24 protein-coding genes are annotated in these 26,116 nt (G+C 33.3%); 17 read left to right on the forward strand and 7 right to left on the reverse strand.

Annotated elements, in window-relative coordinates; genetic code table 11:
• Positions 1–30 precede the first annotated feature (30 nt).
• A complete protein-coding gene (locus tag C7J89_RS05880; protein ID WP_061855604.1) occupies positions 31–435 on the reverse strand; it encodes a YolD-like family protein in 405 nt (134 codons plus the stop codon).
• Positions 436–606: 171 nt separating this feature from the next.
• On the reverse strand, positions 607–1,896 hold the full coding sequence (locus C7J89_RS05885; RefSeq protein WP_103295287.1) for an arsenic transporter: 1,290 nt from the start codon (positions 1,894–1,896) through the stop codon (positions 607–609).
• Between the two features lie 254 nt (positions 1,897–2,150).
• Between C7J89_RS05885 and pglS the strand changes: the two genes are divergently transcribed.
• On the forward strand, positions 2,151–3,185 hold the full coding sequence (gene pglS / locus C7J89_RS05890) for a 6-phosphogluconolactonase (protein WP_103295286.1): 1,035 nt from the start codon (positions 2,151–2,153) through the stop codon (positions 3,183–3,185).
• Between the two features lie 73 nt (positions 3,186–3,258).
• Here pglS and C7J89_RS05895 read toward each other — a convergent pair whose 3' ends face one another.
• From C7J89_RS05895 to C7J89_RS05905, 3 genes are all read right to left on the reverse strand, one after another.
• Complete coding sequence (locus C7J89_RS05895) at positions 3,259–4,638, reverse strand: aldehyde dehydrogenase (RefSeq protein ID WP_103295285.1); 1,380 nt, start codon at positions 4,636–4,638, stop codon at positions 3,259–3,261.
• A 106-nt stretch (positions 4,639–4,744) separates the two neighbouring features.
• Positions 4,745–5,671 (reverse strand): manganese-dependent inorganic pyrophosphatase, encoded by a 927-nt coding sequence (locus C7J89_RS05900; protein WP_103295284.1) that lies wholly within the window; start codon positions 5,669–5,671, stop codon positions 4,745–4,747.
• A gap of 47 nt (positions 5,672–5,718) precedes the next feature.
• A complete protein-coding gene (locus C7J89_RS05905) occupies positions 5,719–6,279 on the reverse strand; it encodes a cysteine hydrolase family protein (RefSeq protein ID WP_103295283.1) in 561 nt (186 codons plus the stop codon).
• Positions 6,280–6,420: 141 nt separating this feature from the next.
• Here C7J89_RS05905 and C7J89_RS05910 point away from each other — a divergent pair, with 141 nt between their 5' ends.
• Both C7J89_RS05910 and C7J89_RS05915 read left to right on the forward strand, forming a co-directional pair.
• Positions 6,421–7,503 (forward strand): glycosyl hydrolase family 28-related protein, encoded by a 1,083-nt coding sequence (locus C7J89_RS05910; RefSeq protein WP_103295282.1) that lies wholly within the window; start codon positions 6,421–6,423, stop codon positions 7,501–7,503.
• Positions 7,504–7,764: 261 nt separating this feature from the next.
• Entirely contained in the window at positions 7,765–7,860 is a 96-nt protein-coding gene (locus tag C7J89_RS05915) for a type I toxin-antitoxin system Fst family toxin (RefSeq protein ID WP_106884395.1), read from the forward strand.
• 198 nt (positions 7,861–8,058) lie between these two features.
• Here the strand turns inward: C7J89_RS05915 and C7J89_RS05920 are convergent, their stop codons facing one another.
• Complete coding sequence (locus tag C7J89_RS05920) at positions 8,059–8,862, reverse strand: prephenate dehydratase (RefSeq protein ID WP_103295281.1); 804 nt, start codon at positions 8,860–8,862, stop codon at positions 8,059–8,061.
• Between the two features lie 31 nt (positions 8,863–8,893).
• A complete protein-coding gene (locus C7J89_RS05925; RefSeq protein WP_103295280.1) occupies positions 8,894–9,958 on the reverse strand; it encodes a nitric oxide synthase oxygenase in 1,065 nt (354 codons plus the stop codon).
• 179 nt (positions 9,959–10,137) lie between these two features.
• On the opposite strand from C7J89_RS05925, the gene C7J89_RS05930 reads away from it, so the two are divergent.
• The 14 genes from C7J89_RS05930 (at position 10,138) to gatB (ending at position 25,933) form a co-directional block, all read left to right on the forward strand.
• Entirely contained in the window at positions 10,138–11,607 is a 1,470-nt protein-coding gene (locus C7J89_RS05930; protein WP_103295279.1) for a nicotinate phosphoribosyltransferase, read from the forward strand.
• Positions 11,600–12,421, forward strand: a complete 822-nt coding sequence (gene nadE / locus C7J89_RS05935) for an NAD(+) synthase (RefSeq protein ID WP_103295278.1) — start codon at positions 11,600–11,602, stop codon at positions 12,419–12,421. The genes C7J89_RS05930 and nadE overlap by 8 nt, the downstream gene beginning before the upstream one ends.
• 72 nt (positions 12,422–12,493) lie before the next feature.
• Positions 12,494–13,072 (forward strand): DUF2179 domain-containing protein, encoded by a 579-nt coding sequence (locus C7J89_RS05940; RefSeq protein ID WP_061855615.1) that lies wholly within the window; start codon positions 12,494–12,496, stop codon positions 13,070–13,072.
• Positions 13,069–13,254 carry an NETI motif-containing protein gene (locus tag C7J89_RS05945; RefSeq protein WP_048793265.1) on the forward strand — a complete coding sequence of 62 codons (186 nt, stop codon included), beginning with the start codon at positions 13,069–13,071 and terminating at the stop codon, positions 13,252–13,254. The genes C7J89_RS05940 and C7J89_RS05945 overlap by 4 nt, the downstream gene beginning before the upstream one ends.
• Before the next feature lie 211 nt (positions 13,255–13,465).
• Positions 13,466–14,761, forward strand: coding sequence for an adenylosuccinate lyase (purB, locus tag C7J89_RS05950; RefSeq protein ID WP_103295277.1), 1,296 nt, complete (start codon positions 13,466–13,468; stop codon positions 14,759–14,761).
• Positions 14,762–14,880: 119 nt separating this feature from the next.
• Positions 14,881–15,183 carry a YerC/YecD family TrpR-related protein gene (locus C7J89_RS05955; protein WP_048793263.1) on the forward strand — a complete coding sequence of 101 codons (303 nt, stop codon included), beginning with the start codon at positions 14,881–14,883 and terminating at the stop codon, positions 15,181–15,183.
• A 248-nt stretch (positions 15,184–15,431) separates the two neighbouring features.
• Positions 15,432–16,112, forward strand: a complete 681-nt coding sequence (locus tag C7J89_RS05960) for a M15 family metallopeptidase (RefSeq protein WP_233432445.1) — start codon at positions 15,432–15,434, stop codon at positions 16,110–16,112.
• A gap of 261 nt (positions 16,113–16,373) precedes the next feature.
• Positions 16,374–17,066, forward strand: a complete 693-nt coding sequence (gene pcrB / locus C7J89_RS05965; protein WP_103295276.1) for a heptaprenylglyceryl phosphate synthase — start codon at positions 16,374–16,376, stop codon at positions 17,064–17,066.
• Positions 17,063–19,258: a DNA helicase PcrA gene (gene pcrA / locus C7J89_RS05970; RefSeq protein ID WP_103295275.1), complete on the forward strand. Its 2,196-nt coding sequence runs from the start codon at positions 17,063–17,065 to the stop codon at positions 19,256–19,258. The genes pcrB and pcrA overlap by 4 nt, the downstream gene beginning before the upstream one ends.
• A 3-nt stretch (positions 19,259–19,261) precedes the next feature.
• Positions 19,262–21,268, forward strand: coding sequence for an NAD-dependent DNA ligase LigA (gene ligA / locus C7J89_RS05975; protein WP_103295274.1), 2,007 nt, complete (start codon positions 19,262–19,264; stop codon positions 21,266–21,268).
• 12 nt (positions 21,269–21,280) lie between these two features.
• A complete protein-coding gene (locus C7J89_RS05980) occupies positions 21,281–22,492 on the forward strand; it encodes a CamS family sex pheromone protein (RefSeq protein WP_103295273.1) in 1,212 nt (403 codons plus the stop codon).
• A gap of 239 nt (positions 22,493–22,731) precedes the next feature.
• Positions 22,732–23,034 (forward strand): Asp-tRNA(Asn)/Glu-tRNA(Gln) amidotransferase subunit GatC, encoded by a 303-nt coding sequence (gatC, locus tag C7J89_RS05985; protein ID WP_061855621.1) that lies wholly within the window; start codon positions 22,732–22,734, stop codon positions 23,032–23,034.
• Position 23,035: 1 nt separating this feature from the next.
• Positions 23,036–24,493 carry an Asp-tRNA(Asn)/Glu-tRNA(Gln) amidotransferase subunit GatA gene (gene gatA / locus C7J89_RS05990; RefSeq protein ID WP_061855622.1) on the forward strand — a complete coding sequence of 486 codons (1,458 nt, stop codon included), beginning with the start codon at positions 23,036–23,038 and terminating at the stop codon, positions 24,491–24,493.
• Between the two features lie 12 nt (positions 24,494–24,505).
• Positions 24,506–25,933, forward strand: a complete 1,428-nt coding sequence (gene gatB / locus C7J89_RS05995; RefSeq protein ID WP_061855623.1) for an Asp-tRNA(Asn)/Glu-tRNA(Gln) amidotransferase subunit GatB — start codon at positions 24,506–24,508, stop codon at positions 25,931–25,933.
• Positions 25,934–26,116 lie beyond the last annotated feature (183 nt).

Below are 26,116 nucleotides of genomic sequence, written 5' to 3' on the forward strand. Positions count from 1 at the left end.
ATAAATTATTCAATATGTTATTTATTAACACTAAAGTTGTTGTATCTTCGTAACGTCTAAGAGTGAAACTTTAATGTCTTCACCGTCATTATATGTTACGCCAGTAAGATACATATTTATCATATCGATATGCTTTATCGTCAATGATAATGATTTGAGCCAACCTTCTTGATAGTACTCAAGTTGCACTGGGCGATTGTTGTGCAAAGACTGGTGCAAATGAATGTTTAAGTCATTTAATTGATCGTCCGATAAAATAGGTCGGTCAATTTTATTTTGATCAATGATATAGTTTTGAATTGTTTCGAACTGTTCGGGCAACGTGGCAAAAGGTGCCCACTTCACCATACCTCTACCCATAGGAATATTTTTAGATAGATATTCTCTCGGGATCTTTCTATAATCGGTTTCTTGTTTATATTTATCTGGAATCATCGAATCACCTCACTACAATAATAGAACAAATGTTCGCGTAAGTGCAAGTGCTTTTCGAAAATAGTAAAAGAAATATTTAAGCAACGTTTGACGTAGCAATAAATTAAAATTCAAACATATATAAATAAGGTCAAGTCATCTAAATATGACTCGACCTGAAAGATATATTGTTTAAAAGAGTATAAGTGTTAAGTATAAGCCTAATAAAGTAATGAATAACACAGGTAACGTAATGACGATTCCAGTTTTAAAATAAGTCCCCCATGATATTTTGATACCTTTATTAGTAAGGACATGTAACCATAGCAATGTAGCTAAGGAGCCAATAGGTGTTATTTTAGGACCTAAATCTGATCCTATAACATTGGCGTAAATCATGCCTTCTTTCACCATACTCGTAACGTCTGCTTGATTAATGGCAAGTGCATCTATTAATACAGTTGGTAGGTTATTCATGATGGATGATAAAAATGCAGAAATGAAACCAGTGCCTATAATACTTAAAATTAAATTATGATTAGAAATAAATGTTAATACATTGCCTAGTAGGTGAGTGATGCCTACATTTTTCAAACCAAAAACGACAAGGTACATACCGATAGAGAAAATAACGATATTCCATGGTGCTTCTTTAAGTATTTTTTTAGTTTGTACCGCCTGTGATTTACGAGCTAATAATATGAAAATAAAAGCTACAAACAGTGCAATAAATGATACAGGTATGTGCGCAAACTCACTAATTAAATAACCTGCAAGTAAAAATGCCAATACTATCCAAGAAATTTTAAACAAGCGATTATCTTTAATAGCAGCGTGAGGGCTTTCAACTTGTTGTGCTTCGAATTGAAGCGGTATCGAACGTTTAAAGTAAAGCCATAAAATAACTATACTCGCTAACAGCGCACATAGATCAGGTAATATCATGCGACTAAAATATTTCATGAAAGAAATATTAAAATAATCAGCAGACACGATATTAACTAAGTTACTAATCGTAAAAGGTAATGACGTGGCATCTGCAATAAACCCACTAGCAATAACAAATGGAAAGATTACTTTTTTATTAAAACCTAATGTACGTACGATAGCTAAAACAATTGGTGTTAAAATAAGTGCAGCACCATCATTAGCAAAAAAAGCCGCTACAATTGCACCAAGTAACATAATATAAATAAACATTTTAATACCATTGCCACGCGATGCTTTAACCATATAGACAGCTGACCATTCAAAAAAACCAACAGCATCTAAAATTAAAGAAATTAAAATAAGCGCAACAAAGGTTAATGTAGCATTCCACACGATTTGCGTTACTTCAATAACATCTGCAAAATTAACAACACCAGTTAGTAGAGCAAGGCAAGCGCCAATAACAGCGCTAATGCCTATATCTAGCCCTTTAGGTTGCCAAATGACTAAGACCAAAGTTAAGACAAAAATGATGATTGCCAAAAATGTCATGATTAGATTCACCCGATTTCGTGGTTTTAACAGTACATTGCACCGATGAATTTTTTTAATGTAAATTATGAAAAATAACGATGCGATTTAACTTACATAGATTAACATCGGAACATCAATTTGTCTATTTGTCAGTAAGAGGCAATGCTTGCGCTAACAGTGTATAGTTAAATAGATAAGGATGAAATTTAATTAATTGTTATTCTCTGCTAACTTTAATAAAATGAAGTTATATCAATAATGGAGGGGTTTTCATGACAACAATAGGTTATGTTGGTTCATATACTAAAAAAGAAGGAAAAGGCATTTACCGTTTTGAGTTAGATGAAGCGTCAGGTAAAATCGCTACAATAGAAACTGGATACGAAGTTGAAGCTTCTACATACCTAACTCAATATAACTCATATTTATATGCCATTACTCGAGAAGGAGACGATTGCGGCATCGCAAGTTTCAAAATCGGTGATAACGGTCAGCTAACTTTAATAAATAAATGTCTTGAATCTACTGCTGGAACAGGTTGTTATGTGTCAGTTTCTCCAAACGGACAATTTTTATTTGAATCTGTTTACGGTGCAGGATTAGCGCGTATATATGAATTAGACACGACGACAGGAAAAGTAGTCAAACTAATACAAGAATTACAACACACTTACCCTGTGGGACCTAATGAGAGACAAGAGCATCCACATGTACATTTATTAGATACGACGCCTGATAATTATGTAGTGGCTATGGATCTAGGAACTGATAGAGTAGTTACTTATCAATACGGTGAACAAGGCCTAACTGAATATGCTGTGACTCAATTTGAACCGGCAGATGGCCCACGTCACATCACATTTAACGATAATAATAATTATGCTTATGTCGTACATGAATTATCAAATATTGTCAGTGTCGTTAGTTATCAAGATGGTAAATTTAAAGAAGTCGAAAGACATAGCACAATACCTGAAGATTTTACAGGTGATACAAAACTAGCTGGGGTCAGACTTTCTCAAGATCAACAGTTTTTATATATAAGTAATAGAGGGCATGACAGTATCGCAATATTTAAAGTATCCAATGATGGCTCATCTCTTGAGTTAGTTAATTTTACGCACAGTGGTGGAGAATTCCCACGTGACTTTAATATAACAAATTCAGACGACTTTCTTGTTTGTGCACACCAAGAAGGCGACTATGCGTTAACAGTATTTAGTAGAGATAAAAATACTGGTGAATTAACACAAGTCGACAACCATGCCGAAGCGGCAGAAGGTGTATGTGTTAAATTTTTACAATAAATAGTTGGATAGTCGAACTAACCATCACATAAAAAAGAGCAACTCATTATGAGATGCTCTTTTTTAGTAGTTATTATTTATTAAAGAACGTTTTAATATATTTAAATTTACCTTTATAAGGAGGGAAAATAACGCTAGATTCTAAACGTGTCGTTTTGAAAATGTAAGACTTATCGTGACTAAACGTATCGAAACTATATTTGCCATGATACTGGCCAATACCAGAATTGCCTACGCCACCAAATGGTAAATTTGGATTAGCAATGTGCATCAATGTATCGTTAATAGCACCACCGCCGAATGATAGTTCGTTTAAAACACGTTCTGTAGCATTTTCATCTTCGCTAAATAAATATAAGCTTAGTGGTTTAGGTTTGGATTGAATTAATGCTAATGCGTCATCAAAATCTTCATAAGTAACAATTGGTAATAGTGGACCGAAAATCTCTTCTTGCATTATTTTAGCGTCAACGTCCACATTGTCTATAATTGTTGGTGCAATATATAAAGTATCTTTATTTGTCGTACCACCAAAAACGATATTCTGCTGTTGTTCCGTTAACAACTCAGTAAGTCTTGAAAAATGTCGCTCATTAACGATACGACCAAAATCTTCAGATTGTTGAACGTCTGTACCATAAAATTCAGAAATTGTTGATTTAAGCGCATTGATCAAATCGTTTTTAATCGATTTTTTTACTAATAAGTAATCGGGTGCTATGCAAGTTTGGCCAGCATTGGTGAATTTACCAAAACAAATACGTTCACTCGTAACCTTTATATTAGCAGATTCATCTATAATGACAGGGGATTTACCACCTAATTCTAATGTTACTGGTGTTAAATTATTACTGGCAGCTTGATAAACAGAACGGCCAACATTTTCACTACCAGTAAAGAAAATATAATCAAAAGGTAATGCTGTAAGTTGCTGCGTCGTTTCTGCTTCACCTTCAATTACAGCTACGTATTCTGGATTAAACACATCTTCAATAATTTTACGTAACACTTTAGTGACATGTGGTGTGAATTCAGACGGTTTAATAACGGCTGTATTACCTGCAGCAATTGCACCTATTAAAGGTTCAATAACCAATTGAAGCGGGTAGTTGAAAGGTCCAATAATTAATACGGTACCGTATGGTTCTTTCATTATGTAACTTTTAGCTGGAAACATAAATAAAGGTGTATTAACTTGTTTGCGTTTAGTCCAATTTTTAAGTTCTTTGCGTGCTAACTTAATACTTTTCAAAACGAAACCAATTTCAGTAGCAAAAGCCTCAACTTTGTTTTTGCCTAAATCAGCATTGAAAGCTTCTAATAACTCTGTTTCGTAATTTTTTATACTTTTACTCAAGTTTTTTAATTGTTGTTTACGAAACTTAACATCTTTCGTCGCATGCGTTTTAAAATATTGTCTACTTTGCTCAAAAGTTTGTTCGACCGAGTTCAAAGTTATTCCTCCCGTATGAAAATAAAATAGCACGTATAAATTTATAAAAACTGGGACATTACAATGTCCCAGTTATCATCAAAAGTATAAACAAATATCAACTTGATTAGCTTAATACGTCAGTAATTTGTGGTACGACTTGTTTTTTTCTTGAAACGACACCTGGTAAAAAGGCTGTACCATTTTCAAGTGTAACATTAAATGCTTCTCCAACTTTATCTTTATCGTCACCGATAACTAAAATTTTAGAGTCACTATTAATAATGTCAGTAACTAAAAGTACAAATAAATCATAATTTTCTTCATTATTTGCTGCTAACATTGCAGTTTCTAGCTCATCATGTCTGTCGAATACTTCGTCAATATCAACAGTATTTACTTGACCAATACGAGTAACATGGCTACCCATATTAAATGATTTGGCATCTAACGATAATAATTCTTCGGCACTTTTATCTACCGTTGAAGCACCTGCTTTTAGCATTTCTAAGCCATATGATTCTAAATCAATGTTAGCGATAGATTTTAAAGCTTCTGCAGCAGCTACATCTTCTTCAGTACAAGTTGGAGATTTGAATAATAAACTGTCAGAAATAATTGCAGAAATCATTAATCCAGCAATCTCTGGTTTAATTTCAAAGCCACGTTCTTGATACATTTTATATAAAATCGTTGCTGTACAACCAACTGGTTCAGCACGATAGTATAATGGAGCAGCAGTTTCGAAATTAGCAATTCTGTGGTGATCGATAACGTGTTGGATTGTTGCGTCCGTAATAGTATCAGCACTTTGTTGGAACTCGTTATGGTCAACAAGAATAACGTTTTGATCTGCTAAGTTATCATTAAGTAACTCAGGTGCCTCAACTTTGAAATAATCTAAAGCGTATTGAGTTTCTGGTCCAACTTCACCTAAACGAAATGCTTGAGCTTCGTTGTTGCCTGTTTGAGCTTCAAAATCTGACATAATAATAGCTGATGAAATAGCATCAGTATCTGGATTTTTGTGTCCGAAAATATAAGTTTTAGCCATAAATCAATTCTCCTTAAAAAAATTAGTTTCTATCATTTTAGCACGATTTAAGACTGATATTCTACATAAGCACCTAAGGAATTTTTAAAATGTTCTAATGCCCACGTATGACCTGTTTGATTGAAAGAGGCTACGCCTTGCGATGAAATAAATAAATTATAGCCTAAATTATATGCGGTTATCGCAGTATGTAATACACAAATATCGGTACAAACACCCACAATTTCAATACCGTCGATATGACGTTCGCGTAACATTAAATCTAAAGCCGTGCCACAAAAAGAGTCATAACGTGTCTTGTCTAGAAAATGTACATGATCGCTAAATTGAATTTTTTGATAAATGTCATTTACTTTGCCATACAGTTCTCGACCGGGTGTACCGATAATATTGTGTGGAGGGAACAACTTACTTTCCGGATGTTGATGATTATCCTCGAAATGTAAATCCATCATAAAGAAAATGGGTTGCTTGTGATTATTATATTCTTCAATTTTAGAAACGATATAAGGTTCTAATCTTTGTGCTGGTTTACCGCAAGTTAAATTACCATTGTCAGCTACAAAATCATTTGAATAATCTACTACTATTAATGCCTTGTTTGCCATAATAATATTTACACCTCATTATTTAAAAATGTTTTACAATAATATAGTTAGTAGCATAACCCATAAAGTAATAATAATCGAGTTTATTTCGGTTAAAATAGGAAATGTTAATTGGGAAGATAAAATAGGGAGGTGCTTGGATTGGAAATTGACGCGCGCGAATTTGGATTAACTGGACAAAATGCTAAAAAAGATACGACTGCCTTACAAAAAGCACTCAATTTTGCTAAAAAGCATTTCGGTACTACTATAAATGTACCTAATGGTGAATATTATATAAAAAAAGCGTTAGTTATTTATGCAGGTACGACATTAAAACTTGAAAATAACACAGTATTAAAACGCCAAGGCAAAGATGCGTTAATAAAAAATGGTAAAAGACCTCATCGTTACTATGGATATAATGGCAACAGTTACATAACGATAACAGGTGGTACGTTAGATATGAATGGTAAGTTAAAACCTGTTAATAATACTGCGATGTGTATCGGACATGCTCGAGAAATTACCATTACTGATGTCACGGTTAAAGATGTTGTTGGTGGCCATGCCTTAGATGCCTGTGGTGTTAATGGATTGCATATCAGCGGTTGTCGCTTTGTAGGATTCAACGACGTAAAGGGAGACAGAAGTTTTTCTGAAGCGATTCAATTAGATATTCAAGTTAAAGGTGCGTTTCCTAAATTTGGCGCAACGGATGGAACTATAACCAAAAATGTTATTATTGAGCGATGTTATTTTGGCAATTCTACCACTGAAGGCATGCAACCATGGAATAGGGCGATTGGTTCACATGCTAGTCGTTATAATCAATATTATGAAAATGTACATATCCGACATAATATTTTTGAAGATTTACAGTACTATGCTTTAACTCCTTTAAAATGTAAAAATACTTATATTCATCATAATTTATTTGAACATTGCCAAGGTGGCATACGATATTTAGGTATAAAAGACGGTAAAAATGCTAAAGATCTTGATGATATAGAGCAGCCTTCTCAAGCAGGAGAAAACTTAAATATTTATAACAATGAATTCAAGGGCAAAATGAAATATGATGCCGTACATGTAAGAAATTATAATGACGTGAAACATAAGCATGTGACGATAGTACAAAATAACTTTTCTGATGTGTCACAAACAATTCATGCAGAAGATATAGAGCAGTTTATTATGCAAGATATAGATGAGCGTGCATTGAAAACAATTAATATTAGTTAGTTTACAAACATAAGGGCCGCTAATTTGCAAAAACTCACTTAATGAGTAATTAAATAAGACTTTTTCTAAGCTACTTATTCCTTATATTCAAAAAAGATAGGTAGCTTAACTATTTTAACTTCGAATAACGATAGCGTATGTCATAAACAACTATTTCTTATACGTTTTTTATTAAAATATACCTGTGATGTTACAGATGATATAATGATGTAGTCGCCTATCTCTCAGGCGTCAATATGACGTAGGGAGGAGGTGTTGTTCATGTTGGATTTCCTTGTTCACAATATGACTTTAGTCATCAATGGTTGTATTATTGCGTTATTTGCGCATTGGCTGCGTAATCGCAATGACAAATAGGCGACAAATAGCCACACCAAAAAATCCCCTCACTATTTGCGGTAGTGAGGGGATTGGTGCATCCATATTGGATTCCTTGTTAATCACATTATAACATCGTAATGGTGAAAAATGCAAAGTTACTAAATGTTTTTTAAACTTTTAAATTTACATGTGTAAACACTGCAATTTATTTAAGGTTGTATTTTGAGATTCAGTTTAGTTGATTTTATTGAAAGAACCAATGATTTTCACTTGGAAATCTAATGTACTTAATATAGTTACGACTTTATCTAAATTAGCACCTCTAGGCACATCTGCCTGAACAAAAAAGTGATACATACCTAATTGTGTCTTAAGCGGACGTGATTCAATCCAAGATAAGTTGATATTAAACAGTGCGAAAGTGTTTAATATACTAGCTAATAATCCAGGCTTATCATATTCAGGCGTAATCAATAACATAGTGTCAGAAGCATCGTCGATATGTTGCGGTTCATTACTAACAACTAAAAAACGCGTGACATTATGTGGATAATCTTGAATGTTTTTTTCGATCGGAGCATATCCATAAGCTTCTCCACTACCAAGCGGTGCAATAGCGCCGACGCCAGGTTCAATATGCTCTAAACTTTTGATGGTACTATCGACATAATCATAATCAAAGTTGTGCTGTTGTATATAATTGCTCGTCTGACTAATAGCGGGAGCGATGGAATAAACTTTTTCGATACTAGATACATCTGCATTGTCGCTACCGTAAAGTGCAAATTGTATGTCTAGATGAATTTCACCTTTAGCATAAATATTTTCTTGCGTTAATCCATCGGCTACTATGTTTATCGTACCTTCAATTGAGTTTTCGATTGGAACGACGGCAACGGCATTATTATCTTTTGATACCGCACTAACGACTTCGTATAAATTAGATTTTGGAATATATGTTGCTGCTTCTTCAGTTTGATATTGTTGTGCTGCTAAATAGGAAAAAGTTCCTTTAGGCCCTAAATAATATAAATTCATATTTTTACTCCTCAAGTTCAATGAAATAGTGTTAATGAAAAGGACAACCGGATGATTGTGCTTTTTTATAATGGAAATTTGGATCTTTCATAATATTTGAATAACCATGGTGATAATTTGAAACAAGTGTAGGAGATAATGAAGGAACTAACCATGACCATTTTCCTGTCACTTCTCTTTGACGTTTCGCTTCATTTTTTTCGAAAACTTCAAATTGTCTTGAAGCGGTTAAATGATCAACGATAGAAACCCCTGCTTGTTTAAATGAATGATAGACTGCATAATTCAATTCCACTAAAGCACGGTCTTTATTAAATGAATTATTTTTAAGTGTATCAAATTCAAAAGCGTGTGCAACAGTTTCCAATAAATTATAACGATAAACGTCTGTGAAATTGCGAACGGCTATTTCATTGACCATGTACCAACCGTTAAATGGAGCAGTAGGGTAAGTAATACCACCAATCTTTAATTCCATATTTGAAATGATTGGTACCGCATACCATTTTAAGCCCAATTGTTTTAATTTTGGGAATTGCTCATGTTCAATCGTTATTTCTTTAATAATTTCTTTTGGATAGTCGTGATAGCTCATTACACCATTTGGTAATTTATAAATTAATGGCAATACATCAAATTGTGTATGTTGGCTTGTCCATCCTAAATGTTCTGCTAAACGAGTCACTTCTTTTTCAGCGGGATCTCCACAATCAGTATAACCTGCATAACGAATTAATTGATTATTATATATTCTTGGTGGATGTTCTGGATGAAATATTGTAATGTACGGCTTGATTTTGCCGTTATTTGTAGCTTGGACAATATGATTTTCAATTGTATTGATAAAGTCCTGTTCTCGATCTATTTCACGCGCATCTTTAACTGTTAAAGATTGCCAATAAAATCTACCTATACAACGATTTGAATTACGCCATGCCATCTTTGCACCGTATTCAAGTTCTTGTTGCGTATGGTAATAAGTACCAGTTTGATTAATTTCGTTTTCAACTTCTATTAATCTTTGTGTAATAACTTCAGGTTTATAATTTAATTCAGTGTACATTGTTTGGATAAAATTTTTCGCTTCGTTTAACATATTCACACCTCAAATATATTATAAATCATGTTTGAAAGGATAAATAATAATAAAATCAAAAGTCACTAATTTGTCGTAAATCATGTAATTTAAAGCGTATATTTTACCTCGCTATTTAAGGTGCTTTAATGACCTTATTTATGATAAAATGGGGGAAAAGGTCGATTGGAGAGATTACCGTGTACCAATATAAAGATGACACGTTTACATTACATAGTGATTTATATCAAATAAATATGGCAGAAACATATTGGAATGATGGGATACATGAAAGATTAGCTGTCTTTGATTTATATTTTAGAAATATGCCATTTAATAGTGGATATGCAGTATTTAATGGCTTGAAACGTGTAATTGACTATATTAATTCTTTTCAATTTTCACAAGCAGATATTGATTATTTAAAATCAATTGGTTACAAAGAAGATTTCTTAAATTACTTAGCAACATTAAAATTTACTGGCAATATACGTTCAATGCAAGAAGGAGAACTATGCTTCGGTAATGAACCGTTAATTAGAGTAGAAGCACCACTAATTCAGGCACAATTAATCGAAACGATGTTGCTGAACATTGTTAACTTTCATACTTTAATTAGTACTAAAGCAAGTCGTATTAGACATGTTGCTAATGACGATACATTAATGGAATTTGGTACGCGTAGAGCGCAAGAAGCAGATGCAGCATTATGGGGAGCGAGAGCAGCTTATATAGGTGGTTTTAATTCCACTAGTAATGTACGTGCAGGTAAGTTGTTCAATATACCAGTTTCAGGTACACATGCGCATGCTATGGTACAAGCTTATGGCGATGAGTACGTAGCATTTAAAAAGTATGCAGAGCGTCATAAGGATTGTGTCTTTTTAGTCGATACTTTCCATACTTTAAAATCAGGCGTGCCAAACGCTATAAAAGTAGCTAAAGAATTAGGCGATAAAATTAATTTTATTGGTATTCGTTTAGATTCTGGTGATATAGCTTACTTATCAAAAGAAGCACGTGCTATGTTAGATGAAGCAGGTTTTACAGACGCTAAGATAATAGTTTCAAACGATTTAGATGAACAGACAATCTCAAGTCTAAAAACACAAGGCGCAAGAGTTGATTCATGGGGAGTTGGCACTAAGTTAATTACTGGATATGATCAACCTGCTTTAGGTGCAGTTTACAAACTTGTTGCTATAGAAGATGAAGAAGGCAATTATTCAGATAGAATTAAACTTTCTAATAACGCTGAAAAAGTAACGACACCAGGTAAGAAAAACGTCTATCGCATAATTAATAAAAAAACACAAAAGGCGGAAGGCGACTACATCACTTTACAAGATGAGGATCCTAATGCAGAATCTCCATTAAAATTATTCCATCCTGTGCATACTTACAAGATGAAATTTATAAAATCATTTATCGCAAAAGACTTACATCACGATATTTTTAAAGAAGGTAAATTGGTCTATGATTTACCAGATGAACAAGCGGCTCAAGCATATTTAAAAGATAGCTTGTCTCACTTTTGGGAAGAAAATAAACGTTATTTAAACCCACAAGAATATCCAGTCGATTTAAGTACAGCTTGCTGGGAAAACAAACATAAGCGTATCTTTGAAGTAGCAGAACATGTTAAAAAGATGGAGGAAGAACATGAGTAATTTACAAGATATTATCGTGAAGGAAATGCAAGTCAAGCCAGAAATTGATAATGAAGTGGAAATAAGAAATATTTTACAATTTATAAAAAATTATGTGCAATCACATTCATTTATAAAAACTTTAGTACTCGGAATTTCAGGTGGTCAGGACTCAACATTAATGGGTAAATTACTTCAAATTGCTGTGACTGAATTAAGAAATGAAAATAGAGAATGCAAATTTATTGCAGTTAAACTACCATACGGACAACAAAAAGATGCTGACGAGGTAGAAGAAGCACTCGAATTTATTGAACCTGATGAAATAGTTACGGTTAATATTAAACCAGCAGTCGATCAAAGTATTAATTCATTAAAAGAAGCGGGCTTTGCGCTGACAGATTTCCAAAAAGGAAATGAAAAAGCTAGAGAGCGTATGAAAGTACAATTTGCGATAGCTGCTAATCAATCAGGCATAGTTGTCGGAACTGACCATTCAGCAGAAAATGTAACAGGTTTTTATACTAAATACGGTGACGGCGCAGCTGACATTGCACCACTTTTTGGTTTGAATAAACGTCAAGGCCGCCAATTATTAAAATATTTAAATGCGCCACAACAACTTTATAATAAAATACCGACAGCAGATCTTGAAGATGATAAACCACAGTTACCTGACGAAGAAGCTTTAGGCGTAACATATGATCAAATAGATGATTATTTAGAAAATAAACCCGTGGCAAGCGATGCAAAAGACAAAATAGAACAGCATTATGTTAGAAACGCTCATAAAAGAGAATTGGCCTATACACGTTATAGCTGGCCTAAAAATTAATTTATCGTGACAAATGATGATTACGCTGATAAAATAATCTAGATTTTAATGTAATGAAAGAAGGAAAGAGTAATGTCTGTTATAGCATCAAACCCATGGTTAATGGTCTTAGCCATATTTGTCATAAATGTTGCTTATGTAACTTGTTTAACTATGCGTACTATTTTAACGTTAAAAGGATATCGTTACATTGCTGCAATAGTAAGCTTTGTTGAAGTACTTGTTTATGTAGTTGGATTAGGACTTGTTATGTCTAGTTTAGATCAAATTCAAAACATAGTTGCTTATGCTTTCGGTTTCTCTATTGGTATTATTGTAGGAATGAAAATTGAAGAGAAGTTAGCACTTGGTTATACAGTCGTAAATGTAACTTCATCTGAATATGAATTAGATTTAGCAACACAACTAAGAGACTTAGGATACGGCGTTACACACTACACTGCACACGGTAGAGATGGTTATCGTTTAGTAGTTCAAATTTTAACGCCTAGAAGATTTGAATTTAAGTTAATTGAAACGATTAAACAAATTGACGCAAAAGCTTTCGTAATAGCATACGAACCACGTACAATTCATGGTGGTTTCTGGGCTAAAGGATTAAAAACGAAAAAACTTAAACAATACGATACGGATGAAGTTGAATCTATATGAAGAAACAACAAAAATTTCAAGTCGCAGAAAACGAAACGATTCAAGACTGTTTACAACGTATGAGAGAACAAGGTTACATGCCTGTAAAACGTTTTGAAAAACCAGTGTACAAAGAAGATAACAATGGAAAAATTGAAGTTTTAAGACAAGAAATAGAATTTGTCGGTAAATTAATCGAATAAATTATCAGCTAATGGTTGAGATAACGAAGTTTTGTATCTCAGCCATTTTTAATGTTAAGACATGTTAGCTTAAAAGGTTTATACTTTTGTCGTTAATTCTGTTAAACTAAAGTTGAACTTACAAACACGAACTTTATAGATAACTTTGTCTATAATGTACATGTTTTGCTGTTTGTAACATATAAAATAAGAATGATTGGAGCTTAATAAAATGATTGAACGTTATTCTAGAGAAGAAATGTCTAATATTTGGACAGACCAAAACCGTTATGAAGCATGGCTAGAAGTAGAAATTTTGGCTTGTGAGGCGTGGAGTAAATTAGGTTACATACCACAAGAAGACGTACAAAAAATACGTGATAACGCTAAAGTAGACGTTGTCAGAGCACAAGAAATCGAACAAGAAACTAGACATGACGTAGTAGCATTTACACGTCAAGTATCGGAAACATTAGGAGAAGAACGTAAATGGGTACATTATGGTCTTACTTCAACAGATGTCGTTGATACAGCATTAAGTTATGTTATCAAACAAGCAAACGAAATTATTGAAAAAGATTTAGAACGTTTTATCGATGTATTAGCTAAAAAAGCTCAAGACTATAAATATACATTAATGATGGGTCGTACACATGGTGTGCATGCTGAACCAACAACGTTTGGCGTGAAAATGGCACTTTGGTACACTGAAATGAAACGTAATTTAGAACGTTTTAAACGTGTTAGAGAAGAAATTGAAGTAGGTAAGATGAGTGGTGCAGTAGGTACATTCGCTAATATTCCACCAGAAATTGAATCACATGTATGTGAGCGTTTAGGCATTGGTGCAGCTCCAGTTTCAACACAAACACTACAAAGAGACAGACATGCATACTATATTGCAACGCTTGCGTTAATTGCTACTTCTATGGAAAAATTTGCCGTAGAAATTAGAAACTTACAAAAAACAGAAACACGTGAAGTTGAAGAAGCATTTGCTAAAGGACAAAAAGGTTCATCAGCAATGCCACATAAACGTAATCCAATTGGTTCTGAAAATATTACAGGTTTATCACGTGTAATAAGAGGATATATTACTACAGCGTACGAAAATGTTCCACTATGGCATGAAAGAGATATTTCTCATTCATCTGCAGAACGTATCATGTTACCTGATGTTACAATCGCATTAGACTATGGACTAAATCGATTCACTAATATCGTTGATAGACTAACAGTTTATGAAGAAAATATGTCCGCGAATATAGACAAAACTTTCGGTTTAATATTCTCTCAACGCGTATTATTAGCCTTAATAAACAAAGGTATGGTTCGCGAAGAAGCATATGATAAAGTTCAACCTAAAGCGATGGAATCTTGGGAAACTAAAACACCGTTCAGAGAATTAGTAGAACAAGATAGTGATATTACTGAATTATTAACTCCTGAAGAATTAGATGCTTGTTTCGATCCTAAACATCATTTGAATCAAGTAGATACTATTTTTGAAAGAGCGGGATTAGCTTAATATCAGTTCTTTTAGTAAGCTTTTGAGATTATTTTAATTTTTTCAAGGGAAATTACTACACTTTAATGCGTTAGTACGTTAAAATTGGATTAAATTGAAATATACAGGGGTTGTTTTTTATGCAAATTGAAAAATTAAGAGGACAAGCGTTAGATGAATTATTTGATGCGATATTGACTCTTGAGACACGTGAAGAATGTTATCAATTTTTTGATGACTTATGCACTGTCAATGAACTACAATCTTTATCTCAAAGATTACAAGTTGCTAAGATGATAAAACAAGGTTATACGTATGCGACAATAGAACAAGAATCTGGTGCGTCGACTGCAACAATTTCACGCGTGAAAAGATCACTCCAATGGGGTAACGACGCTTATACAATGATATTAGAGCGTATGAATATTGAAACTACTGACTAATCAGCATTTGCTTAATATAACAAAATTTAAGTGTTGTTGATTTCTATATAAATAATCATATTTATTATTTATAAGCTGGGGGAGTACTATTATAGTAGCTCTCTCAGTTTTTATTTTCACTCAAAAATTTACTCTTGTTTAATATGACATTTTTCGTATAATAGTTGTAAGCAATTTATATAATTATTAAAATTAAAATGTTAAAGTGAAAATGTTCTATTTAGAGTTATGAAAGGAAGTTACCTGTTGTGAAGAAATTTTTCGGAGGCGTAACTATTGTCTTGATAATTAGTTTTATTGTGTTTATTTGTTTCTTTTTCTTTACGCGCCATGATAGCGATGACGATGATTTAACTTATCAAATAGTTAAGCCGAAAAACGCTTTGCCAATAATAACGGAGGAACATGGTGTAACGAAAGTAAATGGGCATGTAGTAGTAAATAAACATTATACGTTGCCACCTTCTCATAAACCAGGCGAAGATAAACATGCCAAAAAGCAATTAAACAAATTGCTAGCAGCAGCTGAGAAAGATAATATTGATTTGAAATTCCGGAGCGGTTATAGAAGCTACCAAGATCAGCAAGAAATTATGAAGAAATTTGTTAAAGAAGAAGGTAAAGAACAAGCGAAACATTATACAGCTATTCCAGGACATTCTGAACATCAGACAGGCTTAGCATTTGATGTTGGTACCGATGCACCTATAAAAGACTTTAAAAAAGATTTTGGTAAATCGAAAGAAGGTAAATGGTTGGCACAACATGCACCTGAATATGGTTTTATTATTCGTTATCCAAAAGGACAAGAAAAAGAGACAGGTTATTCTTATGAGGCTTGGCATATCAGATATGTAGGTCCAGAATTAGCGAAAATTATTAAAGACGGGAATACGAATTTAGAAACGTATTACAATTTACCGAATTAAGTAATAATTTAATTAGTACGAAAAAGGGCAAGACAGAAATCTTATTTGAATTAGGAAATTTTGTAGTCCCGTCTTGGTAAAGATGACAATAGTTGAAAAAAGTTTGAAACAAGCACATTTTCAACTCAGTCAACTACTGCCATTATAAAAAATAGAGTCTGGAGATAATATAATCTCTCAGACTTTTTTTGCGCCAACTTTAGAACTCAAATAATAAAAATGATATAATCATATGTATGCGATATGAAGGAGTAACAAAAAATGTATAACGTTAAAGAGTGGAAACATATATTTAAATTAGATCCTGCAAAATCCATTAGTGATGAGGATTTAGAGCAACTTTGTATGTCTAATACCGATGCGATTGTTATAGGTGGGACGGACAATGTTACAGAAGATAATGTCATTCAATTAATGAGTCGTGTTAGAAGATATCCTTTACCATTAGCGTTAGAAATTTCAAATGTTGAAAGTGTAATGCCTGGTTTTGATTTTTACTTTGTACCGACAGTATTAAATAGTCAAGATGTTACATATCATAATGGAATTTTATTAGATGCATTGAAACAATTTGGCCATGTCATAGATTTTGATGAAGTAGTATTTGAAGGCTATGTCGTATTAAATCCAGACAGTAAGGTCGCACAGCAGACACAAGCTAAGACTGATCTAACAGCTGATGATATTGAGGCTTATGCACAAATGATTAACGAAATGTATAAATTACCTGTTATGTATTTAGAATACAGTGGTCAGCAAGGTGACATTAATATAGTGAAAACTGCCGCGAGTATGTTAACAGACACACAATTATTTTATGGCGGTGGCATTGACAGTTACGAATCAGCCCGTGCAATGGCAGAAATTGCCGATACTATAATTGTGGGTGACGTTATATATAAAGATATTAAAAAAGCATTAAAAACAGTAAAAATAAAGGAGTTACCTAAATGAACGCGTTAGTAAATAAAATGAACGATGAACAAAGTCAAGCGGTACGAACTACAGAAGGTCCATTATTAATTATGGCTGGTGCGGGATCAGGAAAAACTCGTGTACTAACACACCGCATCGCTTATTTATTAGACGAGAAAAGTGTGTCTCCATATAATATTTTAGCTATTACCTTTACGAATAAAGCGGCGCGTGAGATGAAAGAGAGAGTTGAAACTTTAGTGGGTGAAGAGGCTCAAGTTATTTGGATGTCAACGTTTCACTCTATGTGTGTAAGAATTTTACGTCGTGATGCAGATAGAATTGGCATTGAACGTAATTTCACTATTATCGACCCAACTGACCAAAAATCGGTTATTAAAGATGTACTTAAATCTGAAAACATTGACAGTAAACGCTTTGAGCCAAGAATGTTCATTGGGGCAATTAGTAATTTGAAAAATGAATTGAAAACTCCAGAAGATGCTCAAAAAGAAGCGAATGATTACCACTCACAAATGGTAGCAACCGTATATCGAGGATATCAACGACAATTATCACGTAATGAAGCATTGGATTTTGATGATTTAATAATGACAACTATTAATTTATTCGAACGTGTGCCTGAAGTTTTAGAGTATTATCAAAATAAATTCCAATATATTCATGTCGACGAATATCAAGATACGAATAAAGCACAATATACATTAGTTAAATTATTAGCTAGTAAATTTAAAAATCTTTGTGTAGTAGGGGATTCTGACCAGTCTATTTATGGTTGGCGTGGTGCTGATATTCAAAACATTTTATCTTTTGAAGAAGACTATCCTGAAGCTAAAACAATATTTTTAGAACAAAACTATCGTTCAACAAAAACGATTTTGACTGCTGCAAATGAAGTGATTAAAAATAACTCAGAACGTAAACCAAAAGGGTTATGGACAGGAAACACGCAAGGAGAAAAAATACATTATTATGAAGCTATGACCGAGCGTGATGAAGCCGAATATGTAGTGAAAGAAATAATGAAACAACAAAGAAATAATAAAAAATACAAAGATATGGCTATACTTTATCGTACCAATGCTCAGTCACGTGTGCTGGAAGAAACATTTATGAAATCAAACATTCCATACACAATGGTTGGCGGACAGAAGTTCTATGACAGAAAAGAAATCAAAGACATTTTAAGCTATTTAAGAATAGTTGCTAACAGTAATGATGACATTAGTTTACAACGTATTATAAACGTGCCTAAAAGAGGCGTTGGTCCGTCTTCTGTTGAAAAAATTCAAAAATATGCTGTAGATAATGATATTAGTATGTTTGACGCTTTAGGTGAAGTGGACTTTATCGGTTTGTCCAAAAAAGTTACACAAGAATGTGTTAATTTTTATGAGTTAATTCAAAATTTAATTAAAGAACAAGAATTCTTAGAAATTAGTGAGATTGTTGAAGAAATAATGCAAAAATCTGGCTATAGAGAGATGTTAGAAAAAGAACAAACGCTAGAGTCACGTAGCCGTTTAGAGAATATTGATGAATTTATGTCAGTTCCTAAAGATTATGAAAAAAATACGCCGTTAGAAGAGCAATCTTTAATTAATTTCTTAACAGACTTATCTCTAGTAGCTGATATAGATGAAGCTCAAATTGAAAACGGCGTAACTTTAATGACAATGCACTCTGCAAAAGGTCTTGAATTCCCAATAGTCTTTATAATGGGTATGGAAGAATCATTGTTCCCACATATAAGAGCTATAAAAAGTGATGATGATCATGAAATGGAAGAAGAACGTAGAATTTGCTATGTTGCGATTACACGAGCTGAAGAGGAATTATATATTACGCATGCTACTTCTAGAATGTTATTTGGTCGTTCTCAATCCAATTTACCTTCTCGTTTCCTTAAAGAAATACCTGAAAGTCTATTAGAAGATGTGAAAGGTACAAGTAAAGCTACGTCTAAATTTAATAGCGCAACTAAAAAACCGCAAAAGAGAGGCTTTAGTAAACAAGTACGTTCTAGCAAGCAACAAAACAATACGACTTGGAATGTCGGAGATAAAGTTATCCATAAATCATGGGGCGAAGGTATGGTAAGTAATGTCTCAGAGAAGAATGGTTCAGTAGAACTAGACATTATTTTCAAATCTGAAGGACCTAAACGTTTATTAGCACAATTTGCACCAATCGAAAAAAAGGGGGAATAGCATATGACTGAAAATATTCAAGCGCGCGTCGATGAATTGCACAAACTATTAAATCAATATAGTTACGAATATTATGTTAAAGACAATCCATCTGTGCCTGACAGTGAGTATGATAGATTACTACATGAATTAATAGAAATAGAGTCACAACATCCTGAATATAAAACAGAAGATTCCCCAACTGTACGTGTAGGTGGAGAAGCTCAATCTACATTTGAAAAAGTAAATCACGATACGCCGATGTTAAGCTTAGGTAACGCTTTTAATGAAGAAGATTTACGTAAATTTGACCAACGTATTCGAGAGCAAATTGGTGAAGTCACATATATGTGTGAATTGAAAATCGATGGCTTAGCAGTATCATTAAAATATGAAAATGGTAGATTTGTTCAAGGGCTTACGCGTGGAGATGGGACAACGGGAGAAGACATAACCGAAAACCTAAAAACGATCCATGCAATTCCTTTAAAAATTAATAAACCATTAACCTTTGAAGTACGTGGTGAGGCATATATGCCACGTTCTTCCTTCTTTAAATTAAATGAAGCAAAAGAACAAAATGATGAACAACCATTCGCGAATCCAAGAAACGCTGCTGCAGGTTCGTTAAGACAATTGGACGCACGATTAGCAGCAAAACGTAAATTAAGTGTATTTTTATATAGTGTTAATGACTTTACTGATTTTGCTGCAGAGAGTCAAAACGATGCGCTGAAAGAATTAGATGAATTAGGATTTAAAACTAATCAAGAGCGTAGAAAAGTTAACAATATTGATGAAGTATTAGATTATATAGAATACTGGACAGCGCAACGTGAATCACTACCGTATGATATTGACGGTATCGTAATAAAAGTTGATGATTTAGCACAACAAGAAGAAATGGGATATACACAAAAATCACCGCGATGGGCAATCGCCTATAAATTCCCTGCAGAAGAAGTCGTAACTCAATTGCTAGATATTGAATTGAGTATCGGACGCACTGGTGTCGTTACACCGACGGCAATTTTAGAACCAGTTAGAGTGGCTGGTACAACAGTCTCTAGAGCATCATTACATAACGAAGATTTAATTCACGAAAAAGATATTCGTATCGGAGATAGTGTCGTTATTAAGAAAGCGGGAGACATTATTCCTGAAGTGATAAACAGCATTATTGATAGAAGACCAGATGATGCGGTTACTTATCATATGCCAACACATTGTCCAAGTTGTGACCATGAGTTAGTCAGAATAGAAGGCGAAGTAGCTTTAAGATGTATCAATCCAAAATGTCAGGCGCAATTGATAGAAGGATTAATACACTTTGTTTCCAGACAGGCTATGAATATCGACGGACTAGGAACTAAAATAATTCATCAACTTTATGATAATAATAAAATTAAAGACGTTGCCGATATTTATTATTTAACAAAAGACGACTTATTGCCATTAGAGAGAATGGGTGAGAAAAAAGTAGATAATTTATTGTCAGCTATTGAGCAATCTAAAGAGAATTCATTAGAACACTTACTGTTTGGACTAGGCATCAGACATTTAGGTGTGAAAGCAAGCCAAGTCGTAGCAGAAAAATACGGTTCTATTGAGCGTCTATTTGAAGTTAAAGAGGAAGAATTTGTGAGTATCCATGATTTTGGACATAAACTTGCACAATCTATCGTTACCTATTTAGAAAATGACGATATTCGCTCACTTATTGATAAATTGCAACAAAAGCATGTTAATATGGAATATAAGGGAGTAAGAACTTCTGATATAGAAGGTCACCCAGAATTTAAAGATAAGACGATTGTACTAACTGGTAAATTACAACAGATGACAAGAAATGAAGCAGCTGAGTGGTTAGAATTGCAAGGTGCTAAAGTGACTAACAGTGTGACTAAGCGTACTGATTTAGTCATCGCAGGTGCGGATGCGGGTTCTAAATTAACTAAAGCAGAAAAATTTGGCACGACAGTATGGTCTGAAGAAGATTTTATAAATAAACAAAATGAAATTTCTAATTAGAGGGGATCTTGCATGAAACGGACGTTAATTTTAATTTTATCCGCAATAATTTTATTATCAGCATGTGGCACTAATGACAATGACAAAAATGAGTCATCTAACAATAAACAATCTACGAAAAATGATTCGGGTTCCGTTAAAAAAATTGCTACAGATAAAAATGTGCAAGGTAGCAATTACAGAACAATTTTACCTTTTAAAGAAAGCCAAAGTCGTGGTTTACTACAAGATAATATGGCAAATAGTTATAATGGTGAAGACTTTGAAGATGGTTTGTTAGACTTGAGTAAGCAAGTCTTTCCAACTAAAGACTACCTTTATCAAGATGGACAATATTTAGATAAAGATACGACAAACGCTTATTTAAAACCGAAATATACTAAAGCCGAAATCGATAAAATGAGTAGTTCTGAACGTAAAGATAAAAAGGCAAACGAAAATTTAGGTTTAAACCCTTCACACAATGGTGAAACGGATCCTGAAAAAATAGCTAAAAATTCTCCTGCGTATTTATCTAATATATTAGAACAAGATTTTTATGATAATGGTGATACTAAAGGTAAAAAGATTAAAGGTATGACAATCGGTTTAGCTATGAATGGTACATACTACTATCAAAAAGAAAAAGATGGAGATACCTTCAGTAAAAAGTTAGATGATAAAGAAATTAAAAAACAAGGTAAACAAATGGCTAGTGAAATCTTATCAAGATTAAGAGAAAATAAAGACTTGAAAAATATTCCAATTCATTTTGCAATTTATAAACAATCCGGGGAAAATGCTATTATTCCTGGTGAGTTTGTTGCAGGTACAACTGCCGAAAAAGGTAAGACACGTATAAACGAATGGAAAAATATTAGTCAAAAATCTGTATTACTACCGTCTGATGAAGCGGGTGATATAGACGAAACATTAAATAACAACTTTAAACAATTTAATGATAACCTTCAATCTTATTTCAATAACTTTACACAAGCAGTAGGAACAGTGAAGTTTGAAAATAAAAAAGCGAAATCATTATCTGTGGATTTACCTATCGATTATTATAGTAAAGCCGAAACAATCGGTATTACACAATATGTAACGCAACAAGCGGATAAATACTTTAGTGATATAGATGAATATGAAATTCATATCAAAGATGGTAATAATCCAAAAGCATTAATTAGTAAATCAAAAGATGAAGATAAGCCAAAAGTTCATATTTATACGAACAGCAATTAAATAAACAAAGTTTTTATATTAACGCGTTGTCGCATAAAATTTGTGACAACGTGTTTTTAATATTAAAATATAAAGATATTCTATGATGCGAGTATAAATTCAGCCAAATATTAAAAAATTTGTTATGCGAAGTATTATAGATTGAATAATCAATGTATTTTTAACGAAAAATTTAGATTTTTGGGTGAAATTTTGATACAATTTTGTAGTGAATGAGTAAAAGGAGGCTTTTTAATATAATGGCTAAAGTTACACGTGAAGAAGTTAAACATATAGCTAATTTAGCTAGACTTCAAATTTCTGAAGATGAAACGACTGAAATGCAAGAAACATTGGAAACAATTTTAAATTTTGCTAATCAAATCGATTCTGCAAATACAAGCGATATTGAACCAACAAATCATGTATTAGATTTACAAAATGTATTACGTGAAGATAAAGCACAAGAGGGTATTCCTCAAGAGCTTGCATTAAAAAATGCGAAAGAAACGGAAGATGGACAGTTTAAAGTACCATCTATCATGAATGAGGAGGACGCTTAAAATGACCATCCGTTACGAATCTGTGGAAAACCTAATTAAACTTATTGAAAATAAAGAAATAACACCATCACAAATCGTTAATGATATATACGATGCGATTGAAGAGACAGATCCAACAATCAAATCTTTTCTTGCATTAGACAAAGAGAATGCTTTAGCAAAAGCTAAAGAACTTGATGACTTACAAGCCAAAGGTCAAATTGAAGGTAAATTATTTGGTATTCCTATGGGTATCAAAGATAACATCATTACTGAAGGTGTAGAAACTACATGTGCAAGTAAAATGTTAGAAGGCTTTGTACCGATTTATGAATCAACTGTTATGAACAAATTAAAAGATGAAAATGCAGTATTAATCGGAAAGTTAAACATGGATGAATTTGCAATGGGTGGTTCTACAGAAACATCTTATTATAAAAAGACAGTTAACCCATTCGATCACACTGCAGTACCAGGTGGTTCTTCAGGTGGTTCAGCTGCAGCAGTTGCAGCAGGCTTAGTACCATTTAGTTTAGGTTCAGATACTGGTGGTTCAATCCGTCAACCTGCAGCTTATTGCGGAATTGTAGGAATGAAACCTACTTATGGTCGTGTGTCACGTTTTGGCCTAGTTGCGTTCGCATCTTCTTTAGACCAAATTGGTCCATTAACACGAAATGTTAAAGACAATGCTTTAGTATTAGAAGCTATTACTGGTGTAGATGAAAATGATTCTACAAGTGCACCTGTAAATGATGCTGATTACACAGCTGATATTGGTCAAGATATAAAAGGATTAAAAGTTGCACTACCAAAAGAATATTTAGGCGAAGGTGTATCAGAAGACGTTAAAGCTGCCGTTAAAGATGCAGTAGAAACATTAAAATCACTTGGTGCAACAGTTGATGAAGTGTCATTACCTAACACTAAATATGGCATCCCATCATATTATGTAATTGCATCATCTGAGGCGTCATCAAACTTATCTCGTTTCGATGGTATCAGATATGGTTATCATTCAACTGAAGCTAACTCTTTAGAAGAATTATATAAAATGTCAAGAAGTGAAGGATTTGGCGAAGAAGTTAAACGTCGTATCTTATTAGGTACATTTGCGTTAAGTTCTGGTTATTATGATGCATTTTACAAAAAATCTCAAAAAGTTAGAACTTTAATTAAAAATGATTTTGATAATATCTTTGAAAATTATGATGTTGTTGTCGGTCCAACTACTCCAACAACAGCGTTTAATATTGGTGAGGAAATTGACGATCCATTAACAATGTATGCGAATGATTTATTAACTACTCCAGTAAATCTAGCTGGTTTACCAGGTATTTCAGTGCCATGTGGACTTTCAAATAACCGTCCAATTGGCTTACAGTTCATTGGTAAACCATTCGATGAGAAAACGTTATATCGTGTCGCTTATCAATATGAAACACAATTTAACTTTCATGATAAATACGAAAAATTATAAGGAGTGGAAATAATGCATTTTGAAACAGTTATCGGACTTGAAGTCCACGTCGAATTAAAAACAGACTCAAAAATGTTTTCTCCATCACCAGCACACTTTGGTGCTAAACCAAATTCAAACACTAATGTTATAGACCTTGGTTACCCAGGTGTATTACCTGTCGTAAATAGAAGAGCTGTTGATTGGGCAATGAGAGCATCTATGGCTTTAAATATGGATATCGCAACAGAATCTAAATTTGACCGTAAAAACTATTTCTATCCAGATAATCCAAAAGCTTATCAAATCTCACAATTTGATCAACCAATTGGTGAAAATGGATATATTGATATTGAAGTAGACGGTGAAACAAAACGTATCGGCATTACACGTTTGCATATGGAAGAAGATGCTGGTAAATCAACACACAAAGATGGCTATTCACTTGTAGACTTAAATAGACAAGGTACACCATTAATTGAAATTGTATCTGAACCAGACATTCGTTCACCACAAGAAGCGTATGCATATTTAGAAAAATTACGTTCTATTATTCAATATACTGGCGTTTCTGATTGTAAAATGGAAGAAGGGTCCTTACGTTGTGACGCTAACATTTCATTACGTCCATACGGACAAGAAGAATTCGGAACTAAAGCTGAATTGAAAAACTTAAACTCATTTACTTATGTACGTAAAGGTTTAGAATATGAAGAAAAACGCCAAGAAGAAGAACTATTAAATGGTGGAGAAATCTTACAAGAAACACGTCGTTTTGATGAATCAAATGGTAAAACAATCTTAATGCGTGTTAAAGAAGGTTCTGATGACTACCGTTACTTCCCAGAACCAGATATCGTACCACTTTACGTTGATGAAGAGTGGAAAGAACGTGTGCGTCAAACAATTCCAGAATTACCAGACGAAAGAAAAGAAAAATATGTTTCGCAATTTGGTTTACCAGCATATGACGCTCATGTGTTAACTCTTACAAAAGAGATGTCTGATTTCTTTGAAGGCGCAGTTAAAGAAGGCGCTGATGTTAAATTAACATCTAACTGGTTAATGGGTGGCGTTAACGAATACTTAAATAAAAATCAAATCGAACTGCAAGATACAAAATTAACACCTGAAAACTTAGCGGGTATGATTAAATTAATCGAAGACGGTACGATGAGTAGTAAAATTGCGAAAAAAGTATTCCCAGAACTTGCTGAAAATGGTGGAGACGCTAAACAAATTATGGAAGATAAAGGTTTAGTACAAATCTCAGACGAAGCTACATTACTTAAATTTGTTAATGAAGCTTTAGATAACAATCCTCAATCAGTAGAAGATTACAAAAATGGTAAAGGTAAAGCTATGGGCTTCTTAGTTGGTCAAATTATGAAAGCCTCAAAAGGCCAAGCTAACCCACAATTAGTAAATCAACTATTAAAACAAGAGTTAGACAAACGCTAATTATTAAGTGAGTTGTTTAATATAATTAAAGCTTAAATCATATGCCTGTAAGCAATATAAATTGCTTACAGGTTACTTGTTGTATTAAAAAGTTAACGCATTATTAAATTGAATAATTTAAATGCTTTCAACTGAACTATAAATACTTTAATATAGATGATGAGTATACTAAGTTGAGGGATA

This window comes from Staphylococcus kloosii (assembly GCF_003019255.1).
In the GTDB taxonomy this organism is placed as follows: Bacteria; Bacillota; Bacilli; order Staphylococcales; family Staphylococcaceae; genus Staphylococcus; species Staphylococcus kloosii.